A 21,598-nucleotide genomic window follows, 5' to 3' on the forward strand; every position below is an offset into this window, starting at 1 on the left:
TTGGTAAACGTTCAATTTTACCGGAACATCTAGGTGTTCCGGTAAAACCTTGTTTTTATGAAAGAAATAATTAGATATTGGAGGCTGAAAATGGAGTTTAATTATCATATTCCTAGCGAGTTTGTTTTTGGTAGAGGACGTGTTCAAGAGACCGGAAAATTAGCGGCAGTCTACGGCAAACGTGCACTAGTTGTTACGGGAACAGGCAGCACTAAAAAAAGCGGACTCTTAGACCGCACCTTGCGATATTTAGAAGAAGCCGGCATAGAAAGTTTTGTGTTTGATAAAGTGACACAAAATCCGCTGACGACTATAGCGATAGAGGGAGCGAATTACTGCAAAGAAAATCAGTGTGATGTGGTAGTTGGACTTGGCGGCGGCAGTATTTTAGATTGCGCCAAAGCAATTGCTTTTTTGAGTGTAAATGAGGGAGACATCAACGACTATATCTTTAATAAACGAATCGGAGAATCAGCATTACCTCTAGTGCTAATTCCCACCACTTGTGGAACAGGCAGCGAAGGAAACGGATTTGCTGTTCTAACCAATCCTGACAACGGCGATAAAAAATCACTGCGTACCAATCTAATTGTGCCGAAAGTCTCTATCATTGATTCAGAACTTATGGAGACTATGCCGAAGTCAGTTTTAGCGTCTGTTGGATTTGACGCACTATGTCACTCGATGGAAGCCTATCTATCTAAAATTGAAAATCCTATGAGCAAGATGATGAGCTTGTCAGCAATTGAATTGATAGGGAATAATTTGGTTCGAATTTATGAGGGCAATGGAGATGCAGAAGCTTGGGATGCTGTGACATGGGCAAGTACCATGGGGGGTATGGCAATTTATCTATCTGGTGTGGTTTTGCCGCATGGCATGGAACATCCCGCCAGTGGACTCAAAAATATTGTGCATGGCAGAGGATTGGCAGCGTTGACCCCTGTTATCACAGAATTCAGCTGCAAACGGGCACCAAAAAAATATGCTGAAATTGCAAAAAGATTGGGAGGCAAAAAGGAGGAAGATTGCGCCCGGAAAATCTTGGAGCTATTAGAACAACTAAATCTGCGTACAACACTTTCCGAGCAAGGTATCGTGGAAGAGGATATTCCTTGGATGGTAGACAATTGCTTTAGAGTTTCTGCCCCTAGCATTACGAATCATCCTGTGTCTTTTGGGAAAGAAGAAATGATTGAAATTTACAAACGTGCGCTGTAAAGAAAAGATATAAAGTTTATTTTTTACTGTTGGTTACAGAAAGTTAGTCGAAAATCAAGAGTTAGGCAAAAAAACTATAAAAATAAAAAGACTTCTGTTGTAAAATTAAGGCAACAGAAGTCTTTTTTATAGGATAGATCAATAATAAAAAAGCCTTGCGGATATAACAAAGTTTTATCTATATTTAATAACTTCGCAATAAAAAGATGATTCAATAAAAGGAAAGTAATAGGTGGAGGATTGAATATGAAAAAGAAACAGATTCTTAGTGTTGCCTTGACGGCGATTGTTTTTTTGTCGGCCTGTTCATCCGGAAAAGTAAGTGAAGTGAGTGAAAAGCCGACAGAAGCAAGTGGTAAAGAAACTTCTGCCACTGAAACGGCAGCGGAAAATGATAAAAAAACAGCAGAAATTGAAATTAAACTGCCCGCACTGGGTGGTGATTTGCAAAAAGGCAGCTATGTTGGGGAAAATATCACACCCGAAGATGTTGGGAGCATAAATACATTATCCAGACTTTCAGACGGCCATTTGGTGATGTATAATTGGTCGCTGACAGAAAAATATGAAAGCACGGATGACGGCGATACTTGGAAAAAATCGGAGGGGCCTGGTAAAAAATTAATCGATGAAGGCGATAAAGAATCGATAACAGGTCCTACTGTGGATACAGATGGCACAACCTATGCCATACAGAGTTCCAAAGGGGCAAGAGGCGAATCTGAAATCCAGGATAAAATTATTAAGATCGCACCCACAGGAGAAAACAGCGAATTAAAAATTAATGAAATAGAAGAAGTGATAAGCCAAGATAAAGCCATTGCAATTCTGGAGGCTAGTGTAGTTGCCCATCAAAAGTTGTATGTAGAATATATAGCCGGGATAGAGTATCAAGAGTACGACCAAGGAGACGGTCAGATTTCTTACAGTCAGGTCGAGGGGGTAGGCGAGTATATCTATGCCGTCTATGACACGCAAACGGGTGAAAAGGTGTATGATGTGGCACCTGAACTAAACCACCCTTACCAAAATGCGACAAAAGATGAAACAGGTATCTATGTATTTAATGCAAACGATGATGATAACATAGAGATTGCAAAAATTGATTCTCAAAATGGGGAAGAAATTAGTCGTGTCACTACAGACAAAAGTTTCGGTGGTCGTTATTCAGGAGATTGGTTTTCCTTGTCACCTGAAGGAGTCATGTATAATACAAACTATACCGGCATCTATCAAATTGATTTAGAAAGTGGAGAGACGACTCTCATTGCCGATAATTCTAAATTGGTTTTAGGTGACACGGATTCTTATCCCAGTAATTTTTTGGCGCTGGAAGATAAGGTTTTTCTAGCTATAGTTAATAACAACGGAAGCGAGGAGCTTTGGCGCTTCTCCTATGACCCCAATTTTGCCTATGATCCCAATCTCAAGCTGACGATTTGGACATTAGAAGAAAATAGTGCACTTCGCACTACAGCAGCGCAATTTTTGCAGACCTATCCACAATTTAATATCAGCATAGAAGTAGGTGCGGCCACCTATGGATTTCAGGATCAAAAAATGCTTTTTGCAGAAGATATAGATGAAATGTTAAAAGAATTCAATACACGTGTCTTAGCCGGTGAAGCACCTGATGTCTTTTTAATAGATGGTTTTCCGATGACAAGATATGCTGATGAGGGCTTGCTTCTGAATTTAGAAGGAAAAGTGGATACTTCGGAATTCTTTGGTACGCTGGCAGAACAGATGAAACGAGAAAAAGGCACATTCTATCTCCCAACAAGCTTATCGATTCCGGTACTGTCTATGTCTAACTATAAGGGAGAAGACTTTTCCAGTTATGATGAGTGGATTTCGTTTTTAGAAGCCAGTTCAGCAGAAAATCCGTTTATAGAAGATTCAGATTTGCAGAATATCTATACGGCACTTTGGCAATCTGCCGAAACAGGCATTATTCAAGATTCTGGGATTAACGAAGAAAATCTGCAAAAGTTCATGAAAGCTTTTAGAGCGATAGCAGAAAAAAATAAATTGACGGGTACTCTTGCAGCAGAAAATTCACAAGTAGCTATGAATGGAAGAGATCCTTATGAATGGTTTATATATGGTTCTCCCTCTGCAGGAATAGAGTTTCGTCATAATTCACAATTAAACAAAGATATGGCACAGTTAAGCCAAATGGGTTCTTTGCAGGACTTTGACACGCCAGCTCATTATCCCCAAGAGGAAAAATATAATCTTTATCCCAATGAAAAAATTATGCTGGCACCTTCCATTGACGAAGGTGTGTGGATTCCTTACGATATGTTGGCAATTAGTGCTACCAGTGACCAACAGGAGCTGGCAACCGCTTTCTTACAATTTGCTCTTTCACCATCAATACAGGCAGGGGGAGATACTTGGAGCAGTTTCCCTATGGTAGAGCCGGCATTGGATATCATGGTTGCCAACGCGAAAAAAAGCTATGAAAAGAACAAGGCAGATTATCCCGAAGGCTTTCCGGAGGGAGACCCAGAACCAACATTTGGCTATGAAAAAGATATAGCAGGGTTTATGGCACAGCTCAAAACACCGCTCATTAGTGAGGGTATAGTGAGCCGACAAATGTGGGACAGTATTATCACCTACATTAAAGATGAAGCTACATTAGAGGAAGCTTGCACACAAGCAAAAGATACCGCTAAAATTTATGTGGGTGAAAGAACTAGATAAATCAAAAGGTGAATAGAGGACTTAGGTCAAAACAAATTAGCATTTTGATATTTATATAGAAAGAATAAAAAAAGGGCAGCTCAAAAGCTGTCCTTTTTCTTTTAAAATAATAATATAATTCAGTTTATATAGATGTTATGACTCGCAGCTATCTTTATAAGAATCTAAATTGTCGCATATTTGGGTTAACACGCTGCGGAAAGCTGCCAAGTCTTCTTCTGCAATATTCTGACAGATAACAGTATCAAACTGATGGAAAACATCTTTAATTTTATGTGCTTCCACGCGCCCTTTTTCGGTTAGGCAAATCAAAAAAGAACGGCGGCAGTTTGGGTTAAGCTCTCTTGTCAAGAAACCCATATCACCTAGTTTGTCGATATTTCTTGACATGGTGGCAACATCAAGACGACACCGATCAGAAAGCTCTTTTTGTGTAATTCGGTCTTCTTGTAAGAGTTTCATTAAAATACTTCCCTGTCCTTGACCCGGTGTTAAACCGAGGTTTGATAGGAGGGGCGCTATAATCTGTTTTCGGGCTTTTTCTTCACGAATCAAAAGCTCGCGAATCGTTGGCTGTACCATATTCAGTTACTCCTTCAGAAGTTAGCATTATTCTAATTCGGATTGGCCGGTGTAAAGTTGATAATATCTTCCTTTATCTTGCAATAGCTCATCATGGCTGCCTCGTTCAACAATTTCACCTTTTTCAAGAACTAAAATAGCCTTGGCATTTCGAACGGTAGAAAGTCGATGAGCAATGACAAATACAGTGCGGTCTTTCATCAGGGTATCCATACCCTTTTCAATCAGTTTTTCGGTGCGGGTATCAATTGAACTGGTGGCTTCATCCATGACAAGAACAGGTGGTCTAGAGATAGCCGCTCTGGCGATGGCAATCAGCTGGCGTTGTCCTTGTGATAAATTGGCACCGTCACTTTCTAAAACAGTTTGATAGCCGTCGGGAAGTCGTCGGATAAAAGAATCTGCATTGGCAATTTTGGCGGCAGCTAAAACATCATCATCTGAAGCACTTAATCGGCCATACCGAATATTATCGGCAATTGTGCCGGTAAACAAATGCGTTTCTTGAATGATTAGTGAGATGGAGCGTCTTAAATCATCTTTTTTAATATGCTGAATATCAAGACCATCATAGGTAATTGTACCATTATTCAGCTCATAAAAGCGGTTTACTAGATTGATAATGGTGGTTTTGCCAGCACCTGTTGAACCAACAAAAGCAATTTTTTGTCCTGGCTTTGCATACAGGCTGATTCCGTTTAAAATAGAGTTTTCTTTGGTGTAACCAAACTCAATGCCATGAAAACGTACATCGCCTTTGAGGGGAACAAAACTGCAATTTCCTTGTTCATCAGGTACTTTCCAAGCAAATGTGCCGGTGTATTCTTCACTCTCTTCTAACGTACCATTGGGGTAAGCTTTGACACGGCTCAAGGTAATGGTTCCCTCGTCAGATTCAGGTTCTACTTCTATCATCGTGCAAATTTTCTCGGTACTGGCAAGTGCCACCATAAGGAAGTTAATTTGCATGGTAAACTGATTCATCGGCATAGCGCTTTGGCGTACATAAACAAGATAGGAGGCTAAAGTGCCAAGATCAATCAGACCCGAAAGGGCGAAAAGGCCGCCAACGCAGGCAGAAACAGCAAAGTTAACGTACGAAAGTGAAACGATAGTGGGAATGGTGATGCCGGTATAAGTAGTAGCTTTAGCGGATGAGTCTTTCAGTTTATTGTTCAATTCATTAAACTGTTTTAAATCTTGTGCTTCATGTCCAAAGATTTTTTCAACCTTTTGTCCGGCAACCATTTCTTCGATATAACCATTCATGTCACCTAAATTTTTCTGCTGTTCAGCAAAATATTTTCGGCTGAGCTTGCTGTTACGACGAATATATAATAACATAATGGCCAGAAAGAAGACAACAATTAAAGAAAGCTGCCAGTCCAATAAAATCAGCATGGCGACAGTTCCGACAGAAGTGACAAAGCTTTGAATCAATAACGTAAAACTATTGTTAAGTGCTTCTGAAATGGTATCGACATCGTTGGTGAAATGGCTCATTAAGTCACCATGCGTGTGTGTGTCAAAAAAGCTTAAGGGAAGTTTTTGCGTGTGGCGAAATAGATCCATACGGATTTCGCTGACAATCTGCTGCGATACATGAATCATCATCTTATTGTAGGTGAAGCAAGAGAGAACACCGGCAAGATAAATGCCGCCCATAACCAAAAGAACACGAATTAGCCCTGGAACATCACCAGGCAAAATATAAGTGTTGATAACGGGTTTTAGCATATAGGTGCCGATAATACCGGCAAAAGCATTGATTAAAACCAAAACAGCAATGGTAATCATAGGCAGTTTGTGGTTCCCAATGTATTTTAGAAGAAAGGTGATTGCTTTTTTTGTATCTTTGGGTCTGGCATAAACTCCTTTTTTCATGGCGCAACAAGCACCCCCTTTTGCTGTGAAAAGAATATATCTTGATAAATTTCATTTTCTGCCAAAAGCTGTTCGTGTGTTCCTGTAGCATGAATTTTGCCGTCATCCAAAATAATAATTTGGTCGGCATGCTGAATAGAAGAAATTCGCTGGCTGATAATAATTTTTGTCATGTCTGGCAAGACCTCTTCTAAGGCTTCATTAATTTTGGTTTCGGTTGCGGTATCAACAGCGCTGGTAGAATCATCTAAAATCAGAATTTGAGGTGATTTTAGAATGGCTCTGGCGATACAAAGCCGCTGCTTTTGACCACCGGAAACATTAACGCCTCCTTGTCCAAGCATGGTGTCGTAGCCGTTATCCAATCGGTCGATAAATTCATCGACGCAAGCAATGCGACAAACAGCTTCAATTTCTTCGTCAGTAGCCTTTTCTTTTCCCCAATAGAGATTTTCTTTTATCGTACCTGAAAAAAGAGTATTTTGCTGCAGTACCATACCGATTGCTTCTCTTAAATGAGCCTGTGAATATTCATAGATGGGGTGGTCGTCTATGTAAATATTGCCGGAGGTTGCTTCATACAGTCTGGGAATCAGCTGGACAAGTGTGCTTTTTGCTGCACCTGTTTGTCCGATAATACCAATGGTTTGACCAGCTTCTATTTCAAAAGAAATATCAGACAAAACATATTCTTTCGCTTTTTCTTTATACTTGAAAGATACGTTTTCAAATCGAATATTCCCTTTTTTAATGGAAATGTCCTTGGCACGGTCATCATTAATGGTTGGTTTTTCGTCCAATACCTGTGAAATTCGATTCATAGAAGTGAGGGAACGCGTGAAGAGCAGAAAGACATTGGAGAACATCATGAGAGAATTTAATACCTGTAAAACATAGCTTAGAAAGCTGGTTAAAGCACCCACTTTCATATTGCCGGCCATGACCAAATCGCCGCCGAACCATAGAATAGCCAATATAGTGCCATACATGACAAATTGGAAAGAAGTCGTGTTTAATGTAGCAATAGTAAAAGCTTTGCTGGAGGTACGCTGTAAATTTCCATTTACATCATCGAATTTATCAATTTCATGGTCGCCTCTTACATACGCTTTGACTACACGGACAGCAACCAAATTTTCTTGAATCACACGGTTCACAGAGTCAATAGCTTCTTGCATTCTAGAATAGAGAGGTCTGACGTTCTTAATAATAAAGAACAGGAAAAAGCCCAGTATAGGAGCTGCAATCAAGAAAATGAAAGCCAACTCGGCATTTAGCTTAAAAGAAACAATAATGGCCGTCAGCATCATCACAGGGGAGCGAAAGCCTGGTCGCATACCGTTAGAAACAAAATTTTGAATGACAGAGACATCACTTGTTAGGCGTGTGACGAGTGATGGAGTGCTGAATTTATCAGTATTTGCAAAAGAATAAGACTGCATTTTTTCAAATTCTGCCGTTCGGATTTCAGCGGCTATTCCGCTACCGCAAATGGCGGTATATCGAGCGCAAATATGGCCTAAAACAAGGGAAATAAGAGCAAAAACAACCATTTGCACACCTTTGAGCAGAATATATCGTTTGTCTCCGTTTACAATACCAACGTCAACGATATCAGCCATGACCATAGGAATAATCAATTCAAAAATTGTTTCTGCTTCGATACAGATAATCGCTAAAATAAATTCTTTTTTATATTTTTTGGCGTATAACAAAAAATTCTTCATCCAAAGCTCTCCGTGTTATTTACTGATGTAATAGTTGCAATAGCAACAATTGCACATGAAATTATTATATTCCATTTTGAACGAATGTCAATAGAACAACATTTATAATGTAATAAAATTTTATTGTGAGATTTATAAAATAAGCAATGAACAAAAAATTCTTTTTACAATCTTCATCAACTTTTTACACAAATAAGATTTCTGATTTAACGCTGCACACGATATACTGAGCTTGTTAAAAAAAGAAATATTATGAGTATGAAGGAGAACAATAGAATGAGGAAACATATGAGAAAGATTGCAGTTTTTGCTATCACAGCCGTTTTAGCACTTACATTGGCAGCTTGCGGTAATCAGGCACAAGCTTCTGAAAGTTCAGCGAGTTCAGCAAAGGAATCTTCAGCGACAGTTGAATCTAAGAAAGAAAGCGCACCCGCCAGTGAAGCAGCAAAAGAGCTTAGCGGGAAAATCACTTTGGCCGGCAGTACATCTATGGAAAAATTGGCTAATGCAGTGGCAGAATCATTTATGGAAGAAAATAATGGCGTGAGCGTAACGGCTGAATTCACAGGATCTTCAGCTGGTATTGAATCACTTTTAGCCGGCAGTGTTGATATTGGTAACGCCTCTAGAGAACTGAAAGAAAGCGAAATATCCGCTGGGGCAGTAGAAAATGTGGTAGCAATTGATGGAATCGCGATTGTGGTTCATCCCGACAATGCAACAGCCGATTTAACAAAAGAAAATTTGACAGCCATTTATAAAGGCGAAATCACAAACTGGTCTGAAGTTGGCGGCAAAGATGATCCAATCGTAGTAGTTGGTCGTGAAGCTGGCTCTGGTACAAGAGGTGCTTTTGAAGAAATCTTAGATGTAGAAGATGCTTGCAAATATGCACTTGAATTAGACAGCACAGGTACAGTGGTTGCTAAAGTCGCTTCAACAAGCGGTGCAATTGGATATGTTTCGCTGGATATGGTCGATGAAACAGTGAAAGCCGTAAAACTAAATGGCGTAGAAGCAACGGCGGAAAAAATTAAAGCAGGCGATTATTTTCTCTCAAGACCGTTTGTTATGGCAACATCAGGTGAAGTGACAGAACAGAATGAATTGGTGCAAGCCCTGTTTGCATATATCTATTCTGATGCTGGTTCACAGCTGATTGAGTCGGTTGGTCTTATCGCTACAGAATAAGAATTTATAAAATAGCAAAGCAAGCAGGAGGGTAAAGTAAAAAACCCCTGCTTGCTTTTTTATTACCGAAATTTATGATTTGTTCGGCGGTTCCAATTTTAATTAGATTTAACACAAGTTTGATTTTAGATTTTACAATCAGACGATATAATAAAAACAAAGAGAAAGATTTTGAAAATAAAAATAATTAAAATGTGTTTTAGGATGAAATCAATACGAATTTTGCAGACATGCGGATAGGATTACTTAAAATCAATTTATCAAGCGTATTAAGGAAAATAAGAGGTATCAGAATTTCGGGAAGGACGGTCATAACACTTGGAAAATAAAACAACTTCTATTATAGGGAATTGGAAAAATCGACGTCTTAGTGAAACGGTAGCCAAAACCATTTTTTTGGTCTGTGCTTTTTTTGCTGTTTTAGGAGTCGCTTCCATTACAGCCTATATGATTATGAATGGCACACCAGCACTAACAAAGGTTGGTATTTTAGAGATTCTTTTCAGCAGTGATTGGAGTCCGACAGCGGCACAACCGCATTATGGTATTTTATATGTGATTCTCACCTCTATTATCGGCACAGCATTTGCCGTATTAATTGGCGTTCCGATTGGGGTGCTGACAGCTGTTTTTCTATCAGAGGTTGCACCCAAGCCGTTGGCAGCTATCGTAAAACCCGCAGTAGAATTGCTCGCAGGCATTCCTTCTGTCATTTATGGACTTTTGGGTCTGATGATTCTGAATCCTTTTATGTATCAAATTGAGTTGGCTATTTTCAAAGGTTCAACAACCCATCAATTTACTGGTGGTGCTAACTTGATTTCAGCTATTTTGGTTTTGGCAGTTATGATTTTGCCCACGGTGATTAATATCAGTGAATCGGCTCTAAGAGCTGTTCCACAAGAGTTGAAAGCGGCTTCTTTGGCTGTAGGCGCTTCAAAAATTCAGACCATTTTCAAGGTACAGATTCCAGCGGCAAAATCGGGGATTATTACAGCGATTGTGCTGGGAGTGGGTCGTGCTATTGGCGAAGCAATGGCAATCAGCTTAGTGACAGGCAGCTCGGTGAATTTTCCTCTTCCGTTCAATTCGGTTCGATTCTTAACCACAGCCATTGTCAGCGAAATGGGATATGCAGCTGACACGCATAGAGAAGTACTGTTCACCATTGGATTGGTACTCTTTGTATTCATCATGGTCATTAATATCTTGCTGACCAAATTACTGAAAAAAGGGAGTGGAGTAGATGTCTGATCAATCTTTGGCAATAGGAGGCCTTAAAGTGAGCACGACAGAAAATAACAGCATTATGAAGAAAAACAATAGAATGATTGATAAAGCGGTCTATGTCCTCATCTATCTTTCTGCATCGGTATCTGTACTGTTGTTGATTGGTATTATTGGCTATGTTCTTGTCAAAGGCATTAGTGCGGTAACACCTGAATTTGTCACCACCGTCACAAGTGCCGTGAAAGGCACAACGGGCATTGCGGGTAATATCGTCAACACCTTATATATTATTGTGATTACTTTGGTCTTGGCCACCCCTATTGGAATCGGTTCAGCAATCTACTTAAACGAATACGCAAAGCCAGGGCGATTTGTCAGGTTGATTGAAATGACCACTGAAATTTTGGCGGGTATTCCCTCAATTTTATACGGACTTTTTGGCATGGTGCTTTTTGGAATTACACTGGGAATGGGATACTCAATTTTGACTGGCTCATTAACACTTACTTTAATGATTTTGCCGCTGATTACCCGTAATACGCAAGAAGCACTGAAGACAGTACCACTCAATTATCGCAGTGCGGCACTGGGGCTAGGAACTACAAAATGGTATATGATTCGCACTGTTTTGCTGCCCTCTGCTATGCCGGGGATTATCACTGGCGTTATTTTGGCAATCGGCAGAATTGTAGGAGAATCGGCAGCGCTCCTGTTTACCGCCGGAAGCGGGTATTTTTTGCCAAAGAACGGGCAATGGCTTTCAAAAGTTTTGGAATCAGGCGGAACGCTATCTGTGCAGCTTTATTTGAGTATGTCAAAAGGTCAATATGACACCGCTTTTGGCATAGCCGTTATTCTAATTGCTATTGTTCTTATTATAAATCTAATCACGAAGCTTTTGACAAATCGTTTTAATGTCGCTCGTAGCGCCAATGTCGCTCGTAGCGCCAATGTCGCCCGTAGCGCCAAGAAAAAATAGAGATGAAAAGAAGAATGTAAAGACAAATAATCACCTTTTTGAAAGGATAAAATATATGGTAAAGAATAAGATTGAAGTTAGGAATTTAAATCTACATTACAGTCAGAATCATGCACTGAAAGATATTAATGTGTTTTTACCTGAAAAAGAAATCAGCGCTTTTATTGGACCATCTGGTTGCGGAAAATCCACTTTTTTAAAAACGTTGAACCGCATGAATGACTTGGTAGATGGTGTGCGTATTGATGGTGAGGTTTTGTTAGATGATGAAAATATTTATGATAACAGGGTAGACACTACGATTTTACGAAAAAAAATTGGCATGGTATTTCAGCAGCCCAATCCGTTCCCTATGAGCGTCTACGATAATGTTGCTTATGGACCTCGTACACATGGATTGAAAAATAAAGCGCAGTTAGATGAAATTGTAGAAAAAGCACTTCGTGATGCTGCTATTTGGGACGAAGTCAAAGACCGCTTGAAAAAGAGTGCACTCGGACTTTCGGGTGGACAGCAGCAAAGACTTTGTATGGCAAGAGCCTTGGCTATTCAGCCCGATGTTTTGCTGATGGATGAACCGACCAGCGCACTTGACCCAATCTCAACCTCTAAAATTGAAGATTTGGTTACGCAGCTAAAGAAAGATTATACCATTTTAATTGTAACCCACAATATGCAGCAGGCAGCACGTATTTCTGATAAGACGGCATTTTTTCTTTTGGGAGAGCTGGTTGAAATGGGAGAGACCGAAACGGTCTTCTCAATGCCGACAGACAAGAGAACCGAGGATTACATTACGGGGAGGTTTGGCTAATGAGAACCAGATTTAATCAACAGTTGGAATTGATACACACGGAGCTGATTCAAATGGGTTCATTGTGTGAAGAATCCATTGCGCTAGCGATACAGGGACTTTTAAAATATGACAGCAGTTTTTCGGGAACAATAGAACCAGAGGTTGTCAAAAATAAAACAGCCTTTATGGGAAAAGTTGCAGAAATTGAAATCGAAATTAATCAAAAAGAGCGGGACATTGAAGCGCAATGCATGAAGATGATTTTACAGCAACAGCCCGTAGCAAGTGATTTGCGCATGATTTCAGCCACACTAAAAATGATTATTGATATGGAACGTATTGGTGACCAAGCAACAGACATTGCAGAAATTTCACAGTTTGTGGCAGAAGACAGCGTGATGAGTAAGGTGCATATCAAAGATATGGCAACAGAAGTCATTCACATGGTCACGAGCAGCATTGATTCATTTGTCAAAAAAGATTTAGTACTGGCGAGAGAAGTTATCGCACAAGATGACGTGGTAGACGGTTATTTTGACATCGTCAAAAAGGATTTGACTAAGTTTATCAGAACCGACATAGAAAACGGTGAAAAAGCAATTGATTTGATTATGATTGCAAAATACTTAGAGAGAATTGGGGATCATGCTGTTAACATTTGTGAGCGTGTAATTTATTCCATCACAGGTCAGCAAGAGTAGAAATGAGTAGTATTGGCGAATTATGGAGGGTACAATGGGCCTAATTTATTTATTGGAAGACGAGGAAAGTATCAGGGAATTTGTGCTTTATGCACTGAGGAATTCAGGCATGGAGGCAGAGGGATTTGCGCTGCCTTCTCAGTTTTGGGGGGCTATGGCACAGCAGCAGCCAAGCTTGATATTGCTTGATATTATGCTTCCGGAAGAGGATGGGCTTGCCGTGCTGAAAAAAATAAGAGCCAAACAAGAAAGCAAAAGTCTGCCTGTCATTTTACTGACGGCCAAGGGAACAGAATATGACAAAATTATTGGGTTAGATAGTGGAGCAGATGATTACGTTGTCAAACCATTTAGTGTGATGGAGTTAATTTCTAGGATGAAAGCTTTGCTGCGACGGACAGGAAAAGAAGAGCATAAAGAATATCGTATTCAAGATCTTTATGTGTGTCCATCCAAGCATTTGGTGACGGTAAAGGGCGAGATGGTTTCCCTGACATTAAAAGAATTTGACTTGCTCTGCATTTTACTGGAAAACATGACCTCTGTACTGACAAGAGATAAAATTTTTAGTGAAATTTGGGGCTATGGTTTTGACGGAGAAAATCGCACGTTAGATGTACACGTGCGCACACTGCGGCAAAAACTGGGTGATTGCGGAAAACTAATTGAGACCGTGCGAGGAGTGGGATATAAACTTTCTGAAGCATAAATTGATAAATAGAATAACAGCAATATAGACCTCGAAACATAACAGTAGGCAATACTGTTTGACTTTTCGAGGTATTTTTATTAGAATAACTTATTATTATTTCTATGTTGTAATTATTTTAGTTGCATTCTTGTTATGATTAATTCCAAGAAAATGAGATAAATAGCCAGTAAGTGGTCATGATAAGAAAAAACAATTCATTCAAAATGCTTTTGCAAGAAAGGGAGCTTCATGGCAGTTATCGTAAAAAAGCTATATAACAGCGGAAAATTTTTATATGACATGAAATTGGTGGCGGGAGAAAAAGGGGTCAGCAATCTGGTGCAGTGGGTTCACATTGTAGAAGATGCCGACGTTATTTCTTTCTTGCACGGCAATGAGTTGGTGTTTACTGCTGGCATTATGGGGCAAAATTCCGAATGGCTTTTAAAATTTACACAGAGCTTACATCAGGCACACGCCAGTGCATTTGTGGTGAATATTGGCCCGCATACCCATGAAGTTCCTAAAGAAGTGCTAAACTATTGCAACGAAGTGAATTTGCCGCTTTTTACAATTCCGTGGAAAACCAGAATGGTTGATATGACACGCGACTTTTGTTCTCAGATTATGAAAGAAGAACAGGCTGTGCAAACGATGGCAACAACACTCAAAAACATTATTTTCAATGTGGGCGACCGCGAGAGTCAAATTGCACAAATGGAGCGCTATGGCTATTTAAGAGATGATCAATACTGTTTTGTGGGGGTTCGCATAGAGAGTTTGGAATCGGCAGATGATAACCAAGAAAAGGCAATTCGAATGATGGGAGAGAAAATTGCAAAATCCCGTCATGAAACTTTTGTGTCGTTTCTCTATCAAGAGCAAGTTGTATTTGTGCTGACCAATCATGAACCAACAGACATTGAATGGTTTATCTCGGAATTTGCAAAGGCGGTGCAAAATAAATTTCCGTCTTTACGATATTCTATAGGAATTAGCCCTAGTCAAATAGGAATTGGCAAGCAGAATGGGAACTTTGAAAAAATGTTGTCTGCTGTTGATACTGCTTATCGAAGAAAAGAGACCTTTCTTTATTATGAAGATTTGGGAATCTACAAACTTTTTTATGCAATTAAAGATAAGAGCGTTTTGCGCAGTTTTTATCAAGAAACAATTGGAAAGCTCGTGCAGTTCGATTTGGAGAATGATACCAACTTAATAGAACTGTTACAGGTGTATTTCAAAAACAATACGAATTTAAATGAGGTTTCTAAGGAACTGTATATTCATCGAAATACAGTGACGAATCAACTGAAAAAGATAGCCGCTATAACGGGGCAAAATCCATTTGAGGTGGATGGAAAAACCATGCTTTCTATCGGTTTATATTTAAAAGAGATGATTTAAAAAACGATATTGTGCAAATGCACATGAAAGATTGGCTATATGACACTTGCATTTTAAAGAAGAATCACATATACTAGAGCACATAGAAAAATAACGGTTAAAACAAAGCAATGGCGCTTGTGTGCTGTTGCTTTTCGCTATTTTGGGAGTGTGAATAATGATGACAGGTGAAAACATAAAAAGAATTTCTAAGACATACAACTTGCAATCTTGGAGTGCGCAGGCAGCAACCAACCCGCTTCCTGTTCAAAAAGGAGAAGGCATTTATTTCTGGGATTTTGATGACAATCGCTATACCGATATGTCCTCACAGCTTGTGAATATGAATTTAGGATTTGCCAACCGTGAAATTGTGGAGGCCATCAAAAAACAGGCAGATGAATATTGTTTTATAGCACCGTCTTATGCGGCAGAACCCAGAGCACTGCTTGCAGAAAAAATTGTCAGCTTAATGCCTGATACGATGGGAAAAGTTTTTTTCACCAATGCGGGTGCTGATGCGAATGAGAACGCAGTTAAGATGGCTCGTATGTTTACAGGTCGCAAAAAGGTGTTTAGCCGTTACAGAAGTTATCATGGCTCTTCTTTTGGAGCAGGCAATTTGACAGGGGAGCCAAGACGTTATCCGCTTGAGCCAGGTGTGCCGGGGTTTGTCAAGTTCTTTGACCCCTACCTTTACCGTGAAGCGGTTCAGTTTGAATCAGAAGAAGCAGCCTCTGCTTTTTATCTTGCCAAATTAGAAGAACAGATTCAATATGAAAACCCGAATGACATCGCCGCTATTGTTTTAGAAACAATTACCGGATCTAACGGTGTACTGATTCCCCCTAAAGGATATTTACCCGGAGTGCGAGCACTATGTGATCAATACGGCATACTTCTAATTTGTGACGAAGTCATGACAGGCTGGTGTCGTACCGGCAAAATGTTTGCTTTCGAGCATTTTGATATTAAGCCTGATATGGTGACCTTTGCAAAAGGTGTTACCTGTGGCTATGTCCCTCTTGGCGGCGTGGCAGTATCAAAAGAAATTGCCGGTTACTTTGATGATCACGTTCTCTCTTGTGGGCTTACTTACAGCGGTCACCCCTTAGCTTGTGCAGCTGGAAACGCTTGTATCAAGTATTATGAGGAGAATAACATTTTAGAACATGTCAACAAAGTTGGCAAAGTGCTGGGTGACACGCTTGAAAAACTCAAAGAAACACATGCGTGTGTGGGTGATGTTCGCTATATTGGACTTTTCTCAGCTGTGGAGCTGGTTCGTGACAAAGGAACTAAAGAACCGCTTGTGCCGTACGGCAAGGACACAGAAGGCTTAATGAAGAAAATCAACGGAAAGCTGATTGCCAAGGGCTTTATGACTTACACACATGAAAATATGATTTTGGTGGCACCGCCGCTTATCATCACAGAAGCACAATTAAAAGAAGAACTTGAAAAATTAAATGAAGTTCTGTATGATGTAGACCAGATGATTCTATAAACAGGAGGCCAAAAATGACTTATTCGTTTACAATGCCTGTACGAACACTGGTGGGTGAAGGGGCAATTTTTTCTGCCAAAGATTCAATAGAAGAGATGGGTAAAAAAGCTTTTATTGTGACCGGTAAACACGTTGGTGCTTCAGGAGCTGTTTCACAGCTGAAAGAAGCCTTGTCCAATTGGGGAATTGAATCGTGTGTATTTGACGAAATCACAGGAGAGCCAACAAATGTGATGATTGAAGAAGGTGTATCGGCTTATAGACAGTCGGCCAGCGATTTTATTATTGGAATCGGCGGCGGCAGCCCGTTAGACAGTGCCAAAGCAATTGCCGCCATGTCGGTGTTACCCGGAGCAATCGCGGATTATGTAGGCAAAGAGATACAGGGTGATTTTCCGCCGATGGTGCTGATTCCTACCACAGCAGGTACGGGTTCTGAATCTACAAAATTTTCTGTCATTACCGATTTAAAGACGCAAGTAAAGATGTTGCTAAGAGGCGATGATATGTTGCCAAAGCTAGCAATCATTGACCCGCTTTATGCGCTGACAGCACCTAAGAGTGTTATTGCCGCAACGGGTATGGATGCCCTTACCCACGCAGTAGAAGCGTATACATCAAAGAAAGCCAGTACATTAACCGACTTATGGGCTTTGGATGCGATTAAAAGAATTTTCACCTTTTTACCGATTTCTTATAAACAGACTGAAGATAAAACAGCCAGAGAAGAAATGGCCGTGGCGGCTTATGAAGCCGGTATTTGTATCAACAATTCATCGGTTACTTTGGTACATGGCATGAGCAGGCCGATTGGTGCTCTGTTTCATGTTCCGCACGGTATTTCAAATGCCATGCTTATTAAAGAATGTCTTTCATATGCCGTAGATGGCTGCCCAGAGCGTTTTGCGACAATGGCGAAAACAATTGGCGTTGCCAAAGAGTCTGACAGCACAGAAACTGCCATCAATGCATTTTTTACCGCACTGGGAGAATTAATGAAACTGTTAGAAATTCCGACGTTAGCTGAATATGGCATAGATGAAGGTGAATTTATGCAGGCAGCTGAGAAAATGGCGCAGGACGCCGTGAAAAGCGGAAGCCCAGGCAACACTAGGAAAGAAATTCAAGTAGAAGATATACTTATTATTTACAAAAAATTGTGGCAGTAAGATAAGGCAAAAATCATTACGAATTAAATAGTACAGCTCTTACAATGGCGTGAGGTTATCTTAATAACCTTGCGCTTTTTTTATTTGGAGGTATTCACATGTTTGGAAGAAAAACGGCGGTTGAACCGCGCATGACTTGGGAAAAAAATAATGAAGCTGCTGTTGGGGCAGAAATCAAAGTAGAGAACGTTTCCATTTCATTCCCCAATACGGCAAACGGAGAAATTATTGAAGCACTTAGAAATGTCGATTTAACCATAGAACGTGGGCAGTTTATTTCACTAGTGGGTCCCTCTGGTTGTGGCAAGACAACACTACTGCGTGCCATTGCTGATTTGCAGCAGCCAACGTCAGGAGAGATTTCTGTGAGAGGGCAAAATCCACGGGATGTAAGATTGCAAAAAAAATACGGCATTGTGTTTCAAAGCCCCGTGCTGTATGACTGGCGCTCAGTCAGACGCAATGTCTGTATGCCAATGGAATTGATGGGATTGCCCAAGAAGCACAGAACCAAAATGGTAACAGAAATGTTGGATTTGGTCGGCTTGCTCGATTTTGGTTCCAAATACCCCAAAGAACTCAGTGGCGGTATGCAGCAGAGAGTGGGAATTGCCAGAGCACTTGCGATTCGCCCTGAGATTCTTCTGATGGATGAGCCATTTTCCGCTTTAGATGAATTCACCAAAGAAAAACTAAATGAAGATCTCTTGGAGATTTGGTCAAAGACAAAAACCACCATTGTTTTTGTAACGCATAACATTTCAGAGGCTGTATTTCTATCAGATAAAGTGGTGGTACTCTCTCCGCATCCGGGCCGTGTATCAGCTGTGGTTGACATTGACTTACCTCGTCCCCGTACACTCGACATTAAAAATGAAGCCGAATTCGGCGCTTTAGTGGCAAAGGTGAGAAGCAGTTTCGAGGGGGTGTAAGCGTGGGGAAAATCAAAAAAGTCTTGTCATCCTCCAAAATGGTAACCGTTGTCTGGGTTCTTGGTTTTATCGCTGTGTGGGAGATAGGTGCCACAATAGTGGGATTCACGAAAAGAACTCCGGAAAATGTCTTACCACACATTTATCAAATTTTTGGTTCTATGTTCAGCACAAAACTGATAAATGGTTCGCAAACAGCATTGCAGTTGGTTCTCTCAAATGCCGGTGTTACACTGCTCAGAGCCGGAATTGGTCTTGTGATTGGAGCAGCTATTGGATTTTTGCTGGCAGTTTTGATGAGCCGATTCAAAATTGTTGAGAAAACCATTTTTCCGTATCTAATGATTATTCAGATGATTCCTATTTTGGGTATGGCACCGATTATTTTGGCGATTACCAAAGATATTGACCAAAGCCGAATTATTATCGCCGCTATCCTGACTTTCTACCCGGTAGCAACCAATACATTGGCGGGCTTTAAGTCGGTAGAAAAAGAGAAGCAAGATTTAATGTATTCTCTGGCAGCAAGTCGTTATCAGATCTATAAAAAATTGCTGTTGCCGACCAGCCTACCTTATTTATTTTCGGGTCTTAAAATTGCCGCTCCTATGGCGATTACTGCTTCCATATTGGTAGATACCCTACAAGGAAGCGGCGGTTTGGGAACACTTCTTTCGCAGTCACTCAAGCATGCGATGAGTATTTATGTATTTTGGCAAATTGTTTTTGTTAGTGCAGCCATTGGCATTCTAAGTTATAACCTAATGTCCTTGTTAGAAAAGATAACTTCACCTTACGCCAAAAACAAGAAGAAGGGGGAGATAAAATGAAAAATATAAGAGAAAAACTCTCTAAATTTGATTTTTCTGCTATTCTTGCTCCGGTTCTCTTTGGTGTTTTCATTATGATTCTATGGCAGACTCAATTGTTACATAAATTGATTGGCACAGATGTTTTCACGTTGCCGCTGCCGGGCAGAATTGTTCGTATCATTTTAGACAACTCTCCCACTATCTTGCAAAATACCGGGGCAACCTTAATCGCTGCTTTAGGTGGATTGTTATTTGGTTCATTGTTAGGATATTTGCTTGGTGTGTTAGCAGCGATTTTTCCAAAGTGGGGTTCAGGAGGTCTAACCATTGTTTCGGCCTTTAATGCTGTTCCAATTATCGCCATTGCACCCATTTTAAACAATCTGACAAAGAGTATTAGTGATGAGCCTCAAATTAGAAGTATGGTAGCAAAAATTCTTGTTGTAACCTTAACTTCGATGATTCCCATGAGTGTGAATGCGTATAGAGGCTTAACCAACGTCAAACCATTTTCTGAAGATTTAATGAAATCATTGGCAGCCAGCAACTGGGAAATTTTTTCTAAACTGAGACTGCCCAATAGTGTGGAATATATCTTTACCGCGCTGCGAATCAGTGTACCGGGTGCTGTCATCAGTGCATTGGTCAGCGAATATTTTGCAGAATTTATTATTGGAGTGGGACGGCAAATTCGAGAGAATATTGTTTTGGCACAATATGCCACAGCATGGTCATACATTACCGTAGCTTGTTTAGTAGGAATTATACTCTATGTACTATTATTAATTGCTGAACATGCTGTTCTGAAAAAACGCCGATAAACCAATTCATCATAAAAACCGTAATCACTTAATTTAGGAGGAAGAATTATGAAATCAGTATTCAAAAAGAAAGCTTACCGTTTTGTCTCTCTCTTTACAGCGCTAACACTCACGCTTGGCTTAGCTGCTTGTGCAGGAGAAGAGACTCCGTCATCCAGTGTATCTTCCAAGGCAGAATCTGCTGCCTCATCATCAGTGGCTTCAACTGTCTCTCAAGAATCAGAAGCAGTCTTGAAAGAAGGCAAATACTATAGTGCCGATGCAACGGTAGAGAGTATCATCAAAGATGCTGCTGATCAAGGCAAGGTAGGCAACTGGGGCCTTGGCAATGAATATGAAGTGCAGGCACTGCTCGCAAAATATGATTTACCAATTCAATATTTAAGCCAGAATTTTGACATGGATGGTTTTGATGACGATTCAATTCTCTTAGCATCTGCCATGACGTATAACGAATTAGGTCTTATCAAAAATGATTATGACGGTGGATATAGCTACGGAGATTCCGTTAAATACATTGATATGAATGACGAAGGTGTAGCGATGTTGGAGGACAATATTTTCACCACGCGCACCTTTGCAGAAGAAAACCCTAACACGGTCAAAGCCTTTATTGCCGCTTCTATGAAGGGCTGGAAATATGCTGTTGAAAATCCGGAAGAAGCAGCCGAAATTGTTTATCAATATGGTTCATCGGTTTCTAGTGAACACCAAAGCTATATGGCCTCTGAAGTTAAAAAATTGGTAGAGACCGATACTAACGGCAAAACAGTTACAGATTATGGTGTCATTGATGAAGAAGCCATGTTTTCGACATTAGAGCTGGCGCAAAAATATATTCAACTTTCTGACTCTGCTGCAGCCGAAAAATTGGCAGCCATGACAGCTGACGATGTTTATGACAAGTCTTATTGGGAAGCTGCTATGCTTTCAGAAGAAGCACTGGGTACACCAGAGAAAAAAGAGGTTTCTATTCAAATCAAATGGTTACCACAGGCTCAGTTTATGGGATATTATGTAGCACTGAACAAAGGGTATTATTCTGAAGTAGGCTTGGATGTCACGATTGTTCCGGGCGGCGGAGATATCAGCGAAACAACCGCTGTTTATACGGGTCAAGTTGATTTTGGTGTCACATGGGTTTCAAACTTAATTGCTGCCAATGCCGGCGGCATGAATCTATTAGAAATAGCACAGGTCTACCAGCGCTCAGGTTTGGTTTTAGCTTATAAAATTGGTGGCTAATAAAAAAAG

The 21,598-nt window shown here is 40.3% G+C and carries 18 protein-coding genes; 15 read left to right on the forward strand and 3 right to left on the reverse strand.

The window, feature by feature from the left end; translation table 11 throughout:
• Window positions 1-90 precede the first annotated feature (90 nt).
• Window positions 91-1,221: an iron-containing alcohol dehydrogenase gene (locus CS931_RS11945; protein ID WP_099206119.1), complete on the forward strand. Its 1,131-nt coding sequence runs from the start codon at window positions 91-93 to the stop codon at window positions 1,219-1,221.
• A 246-nt stretch (window positions 1,222-1,467) separates the two neighbouring features.
• On the forward strand, window positions 1,468-3,933 hold the full coding sequence (locus CS931_RS11950) for a type 2 periplasmic-binding domain-containing protein (RefSeq protein WP_099206120.1): 2,466 nt from the start codon (window positions 1,468-1,470) through the stop codon (window positions 3,931-3,933).
• Window positions 3,934-4,068: 135 nt separating this feature from the next.
• On the opposite strand, the gene CS931_RS11955 is transcribed toward CS931_RS11950, so the two are convergent.
• From CS931_RS11955 to CS931_RS11965, 3 genes are read right to left on the reverse strand one after another with little or no spacing between them, the layout of a single operon-like run.
• Window positions 4,069-4,515 (reverse strand): MarR family winged helix-turn-helix transcriptional regulator, encoded by a 447-nt coding sequence (locus CS931_RS11955; RefSeq protein ID WP_099206121.1) that lies wholly within the window; start codon window positions 4,513-4,515, stop codon window positions 4,069-4,071.
• Between the two features lie 27 nt (window positions 4,516-4,542).
• The gene (locus CS931_RS11960) at window positions 4,543-6,399 is read right to left on the reverse strand and encodes an ABC transporter ATP-binding protein (protein WP_099206122.1); all 1,857 of its coding nucleotides are present in this window, start codon (window positions 6,397-6,399) and stop codon (window positions 4,543-4,545) included.
• On the reverse strand, window positions 6,396-8,126 hold the full coding sequence (locus CS931_RS11965; RefSeq protein ID WP_099206123.1) for an ABC transporter ATP-binding protein: 1,731 nt from the start codon (window positions 8,124-8,126) through the stop codon (window positions 6,396-6,398). The genes CS931_RS11960 and CS931_RS11965 overlap by 4 nt, the downstream gene beginning before the upstream one ends.
• Window positions 8,127-8,414: 288 nt before the next feature.
• On the opposite strand from CS931_RS11965, the gene CS931_RS11970 reads away from it, so the two are divergent.
• The 13 genes from CS931_RS11970 (at window position 8,415) to CS931_RS12030 (ending at window position 21,589) form a co-directional block, all read left to right on the forward strand.
• On the forward strand, window positions 8,415-9,320 hold the full coding sequence (locus CS931_RS11970; protein WP_370738193.1) for a phosphate ABC transporter substrate-binding protein: 906 nt from the start codon (window positions 8,415-8,417) through the stop codon (window positions 9,318-9,320).
• 318 nt (window positions 9,321-9,638) lie between these two features.
• Entirely contained in the window at window positions 9,639-10,574 is a 936-nt protein-coding gene (gene pstC / locus CS931_RS11975) for a phosphate ABC transporter permease subunit PstC (RefSeq protein ID WP_099206125.1), read from the forward strand.
• Entirely contained in the window at window positions 10,567-11,529 is a 963-nt protein-coding gene (pstA, locus tag CS931_RS11980; RefSeq protein ID WP_099206126.1) for a phosphate ABC transporter permease PstA, read from the forward strand. The genes pstC and pstA overlap by 8 nt, the downstream gene beginning before the upstream one ends.
• Before the next feature lie 55 nt (window positions 11,530-11,584).
• On the forward strand, window positions 11,585-12,343 hold the full coding sequence (gene pstB / locus CS931_RS11985) for a phosphate ABC transporter ATP-binding protein PstB (protein ID WP_242964989.1): 759 nt from the start codon (window positions 11,585-11,587) through the stop codon (window positions 12,341-12,343).
• Complete coding sequence (gene phoU / locus CS931_RS11990) at window positions 12,343-13,026, forward strand: phosphate signaling complex protein PhoU (RefSeq protein WP_099206128.1); 684 nt, start codon at window positions 12,343-12,345, stop codon at window positions 13,024-13,026. Before pstB ends, phoU begins: the two co-directional genes overlap by 1 nt.
• A 34-nt stretch (window positions 13,027-13,060) precedes the next feature.
• Window positions 13,061-13,735: a response regulator transcription factor gene (locus CS931_RS11995; protein WP_242964990.1), complete on the forward strand. Its 675-nt coding sequence runs from the start codon at window positions 13,061-13,063 to the stop codon at window positions 13,733-13,735.
• A gap of 231 nt (window positions 13,736-13,966) precedes the next feature.
• Entirely contained in the window at window positions 13,967-15,124 is a 1,158-nt protein-coding gene (locus CS931_RS12000; RefSeq protein ID WP_099206130.1) for a PucR family transcriptional regulator, read from the forward strand.
• 160 nt (window positions 15,125-15,284) lie between these two features.
• On the forward strand, window positions 15,285-16,610 hold the full coding sequence (locus CS931_RS12005; RefSeq protein ID WP_099206185.1) for an aminotransferase class III-fold pyridoxal phosphate-dependent enzyme: 1,326 nt from the start codon (window positions 15,285-15,287) through the stop codon (window positions 16,608-16,610).
• Window positions 16,611-16,624: 14 nt separating this feature from the next.
• The gene (locus tag CS931_RS12010; protein ID WP_099206131.1) at window positions 16,625-17,779 is read left to right on the forward strand and encodes an iron-containing alcohol dehydrogenase; all 1,155 of its coding nucleotides are present in this window, start codon (window positions 16,625-16,627) and stop codon (window positions 17,777-17,779) included.
• Window positions 17,780-17,910: 131 nt separating this feature from the next.
• On the forward strand, window positions 17,911-18,711 hold the full coding sequence (locus CS931_RS12015; RefSeq protein ID WP_099206186.1) for an ABC transporter ATP-binding protein: 801 nt from the start codon (window positions 17,911-17,913) through the stop codon (window positions 18,709-18,711).
• 2 nt (window positions 18,712-18,713) lie between these two features.
• Window positions 18,714-19,541, forward strand: a complete 828-nt coding sequence (locus CS931_RS12020; RefSeq protein ID WP_242964991.1) for an ABC transporter permease — start codon at window positions 18,714-18,716, stop codon at window positions 19,539-19,541.
• Window positions 19,538-20,344, forward strand: a complete 807-nt coding sequence (locus CS931_RS12025; RefSeq protein WP_099206132.1) for an ABC transporter permease — start codon at window positions 19,538-19,540, stop codon at window positions 20,342-20,344. The genes CS931_RS12020 and CS931_RS12025 overlap by 4 nt, the downstream gene beginning before the upstream one ends.
• A gap of 48 nt (window positions 20,345-20,392) precedes the next feature.
• Entirely contained in the window at window positions 20,393-21,589 is a 1,197-nt protein-coding gene (locus CS931_RS12030; RefSeq protein ID WP_099206133.1) for an ABC transporter substrate-binding protein, read from the forward strand.
• Window positions 21,590-21,598 lie beyond the last annotated feature (9 nt).

The organism is Scatolibacter rhodanostii (assembly GCF_900197595.1).
Lineage (GTDB): Bacteria > Bacillota > Clostridia > Oscillospirales > Acutalibacteraceae > Scatolibacter > Scatolibacter rhodanostii.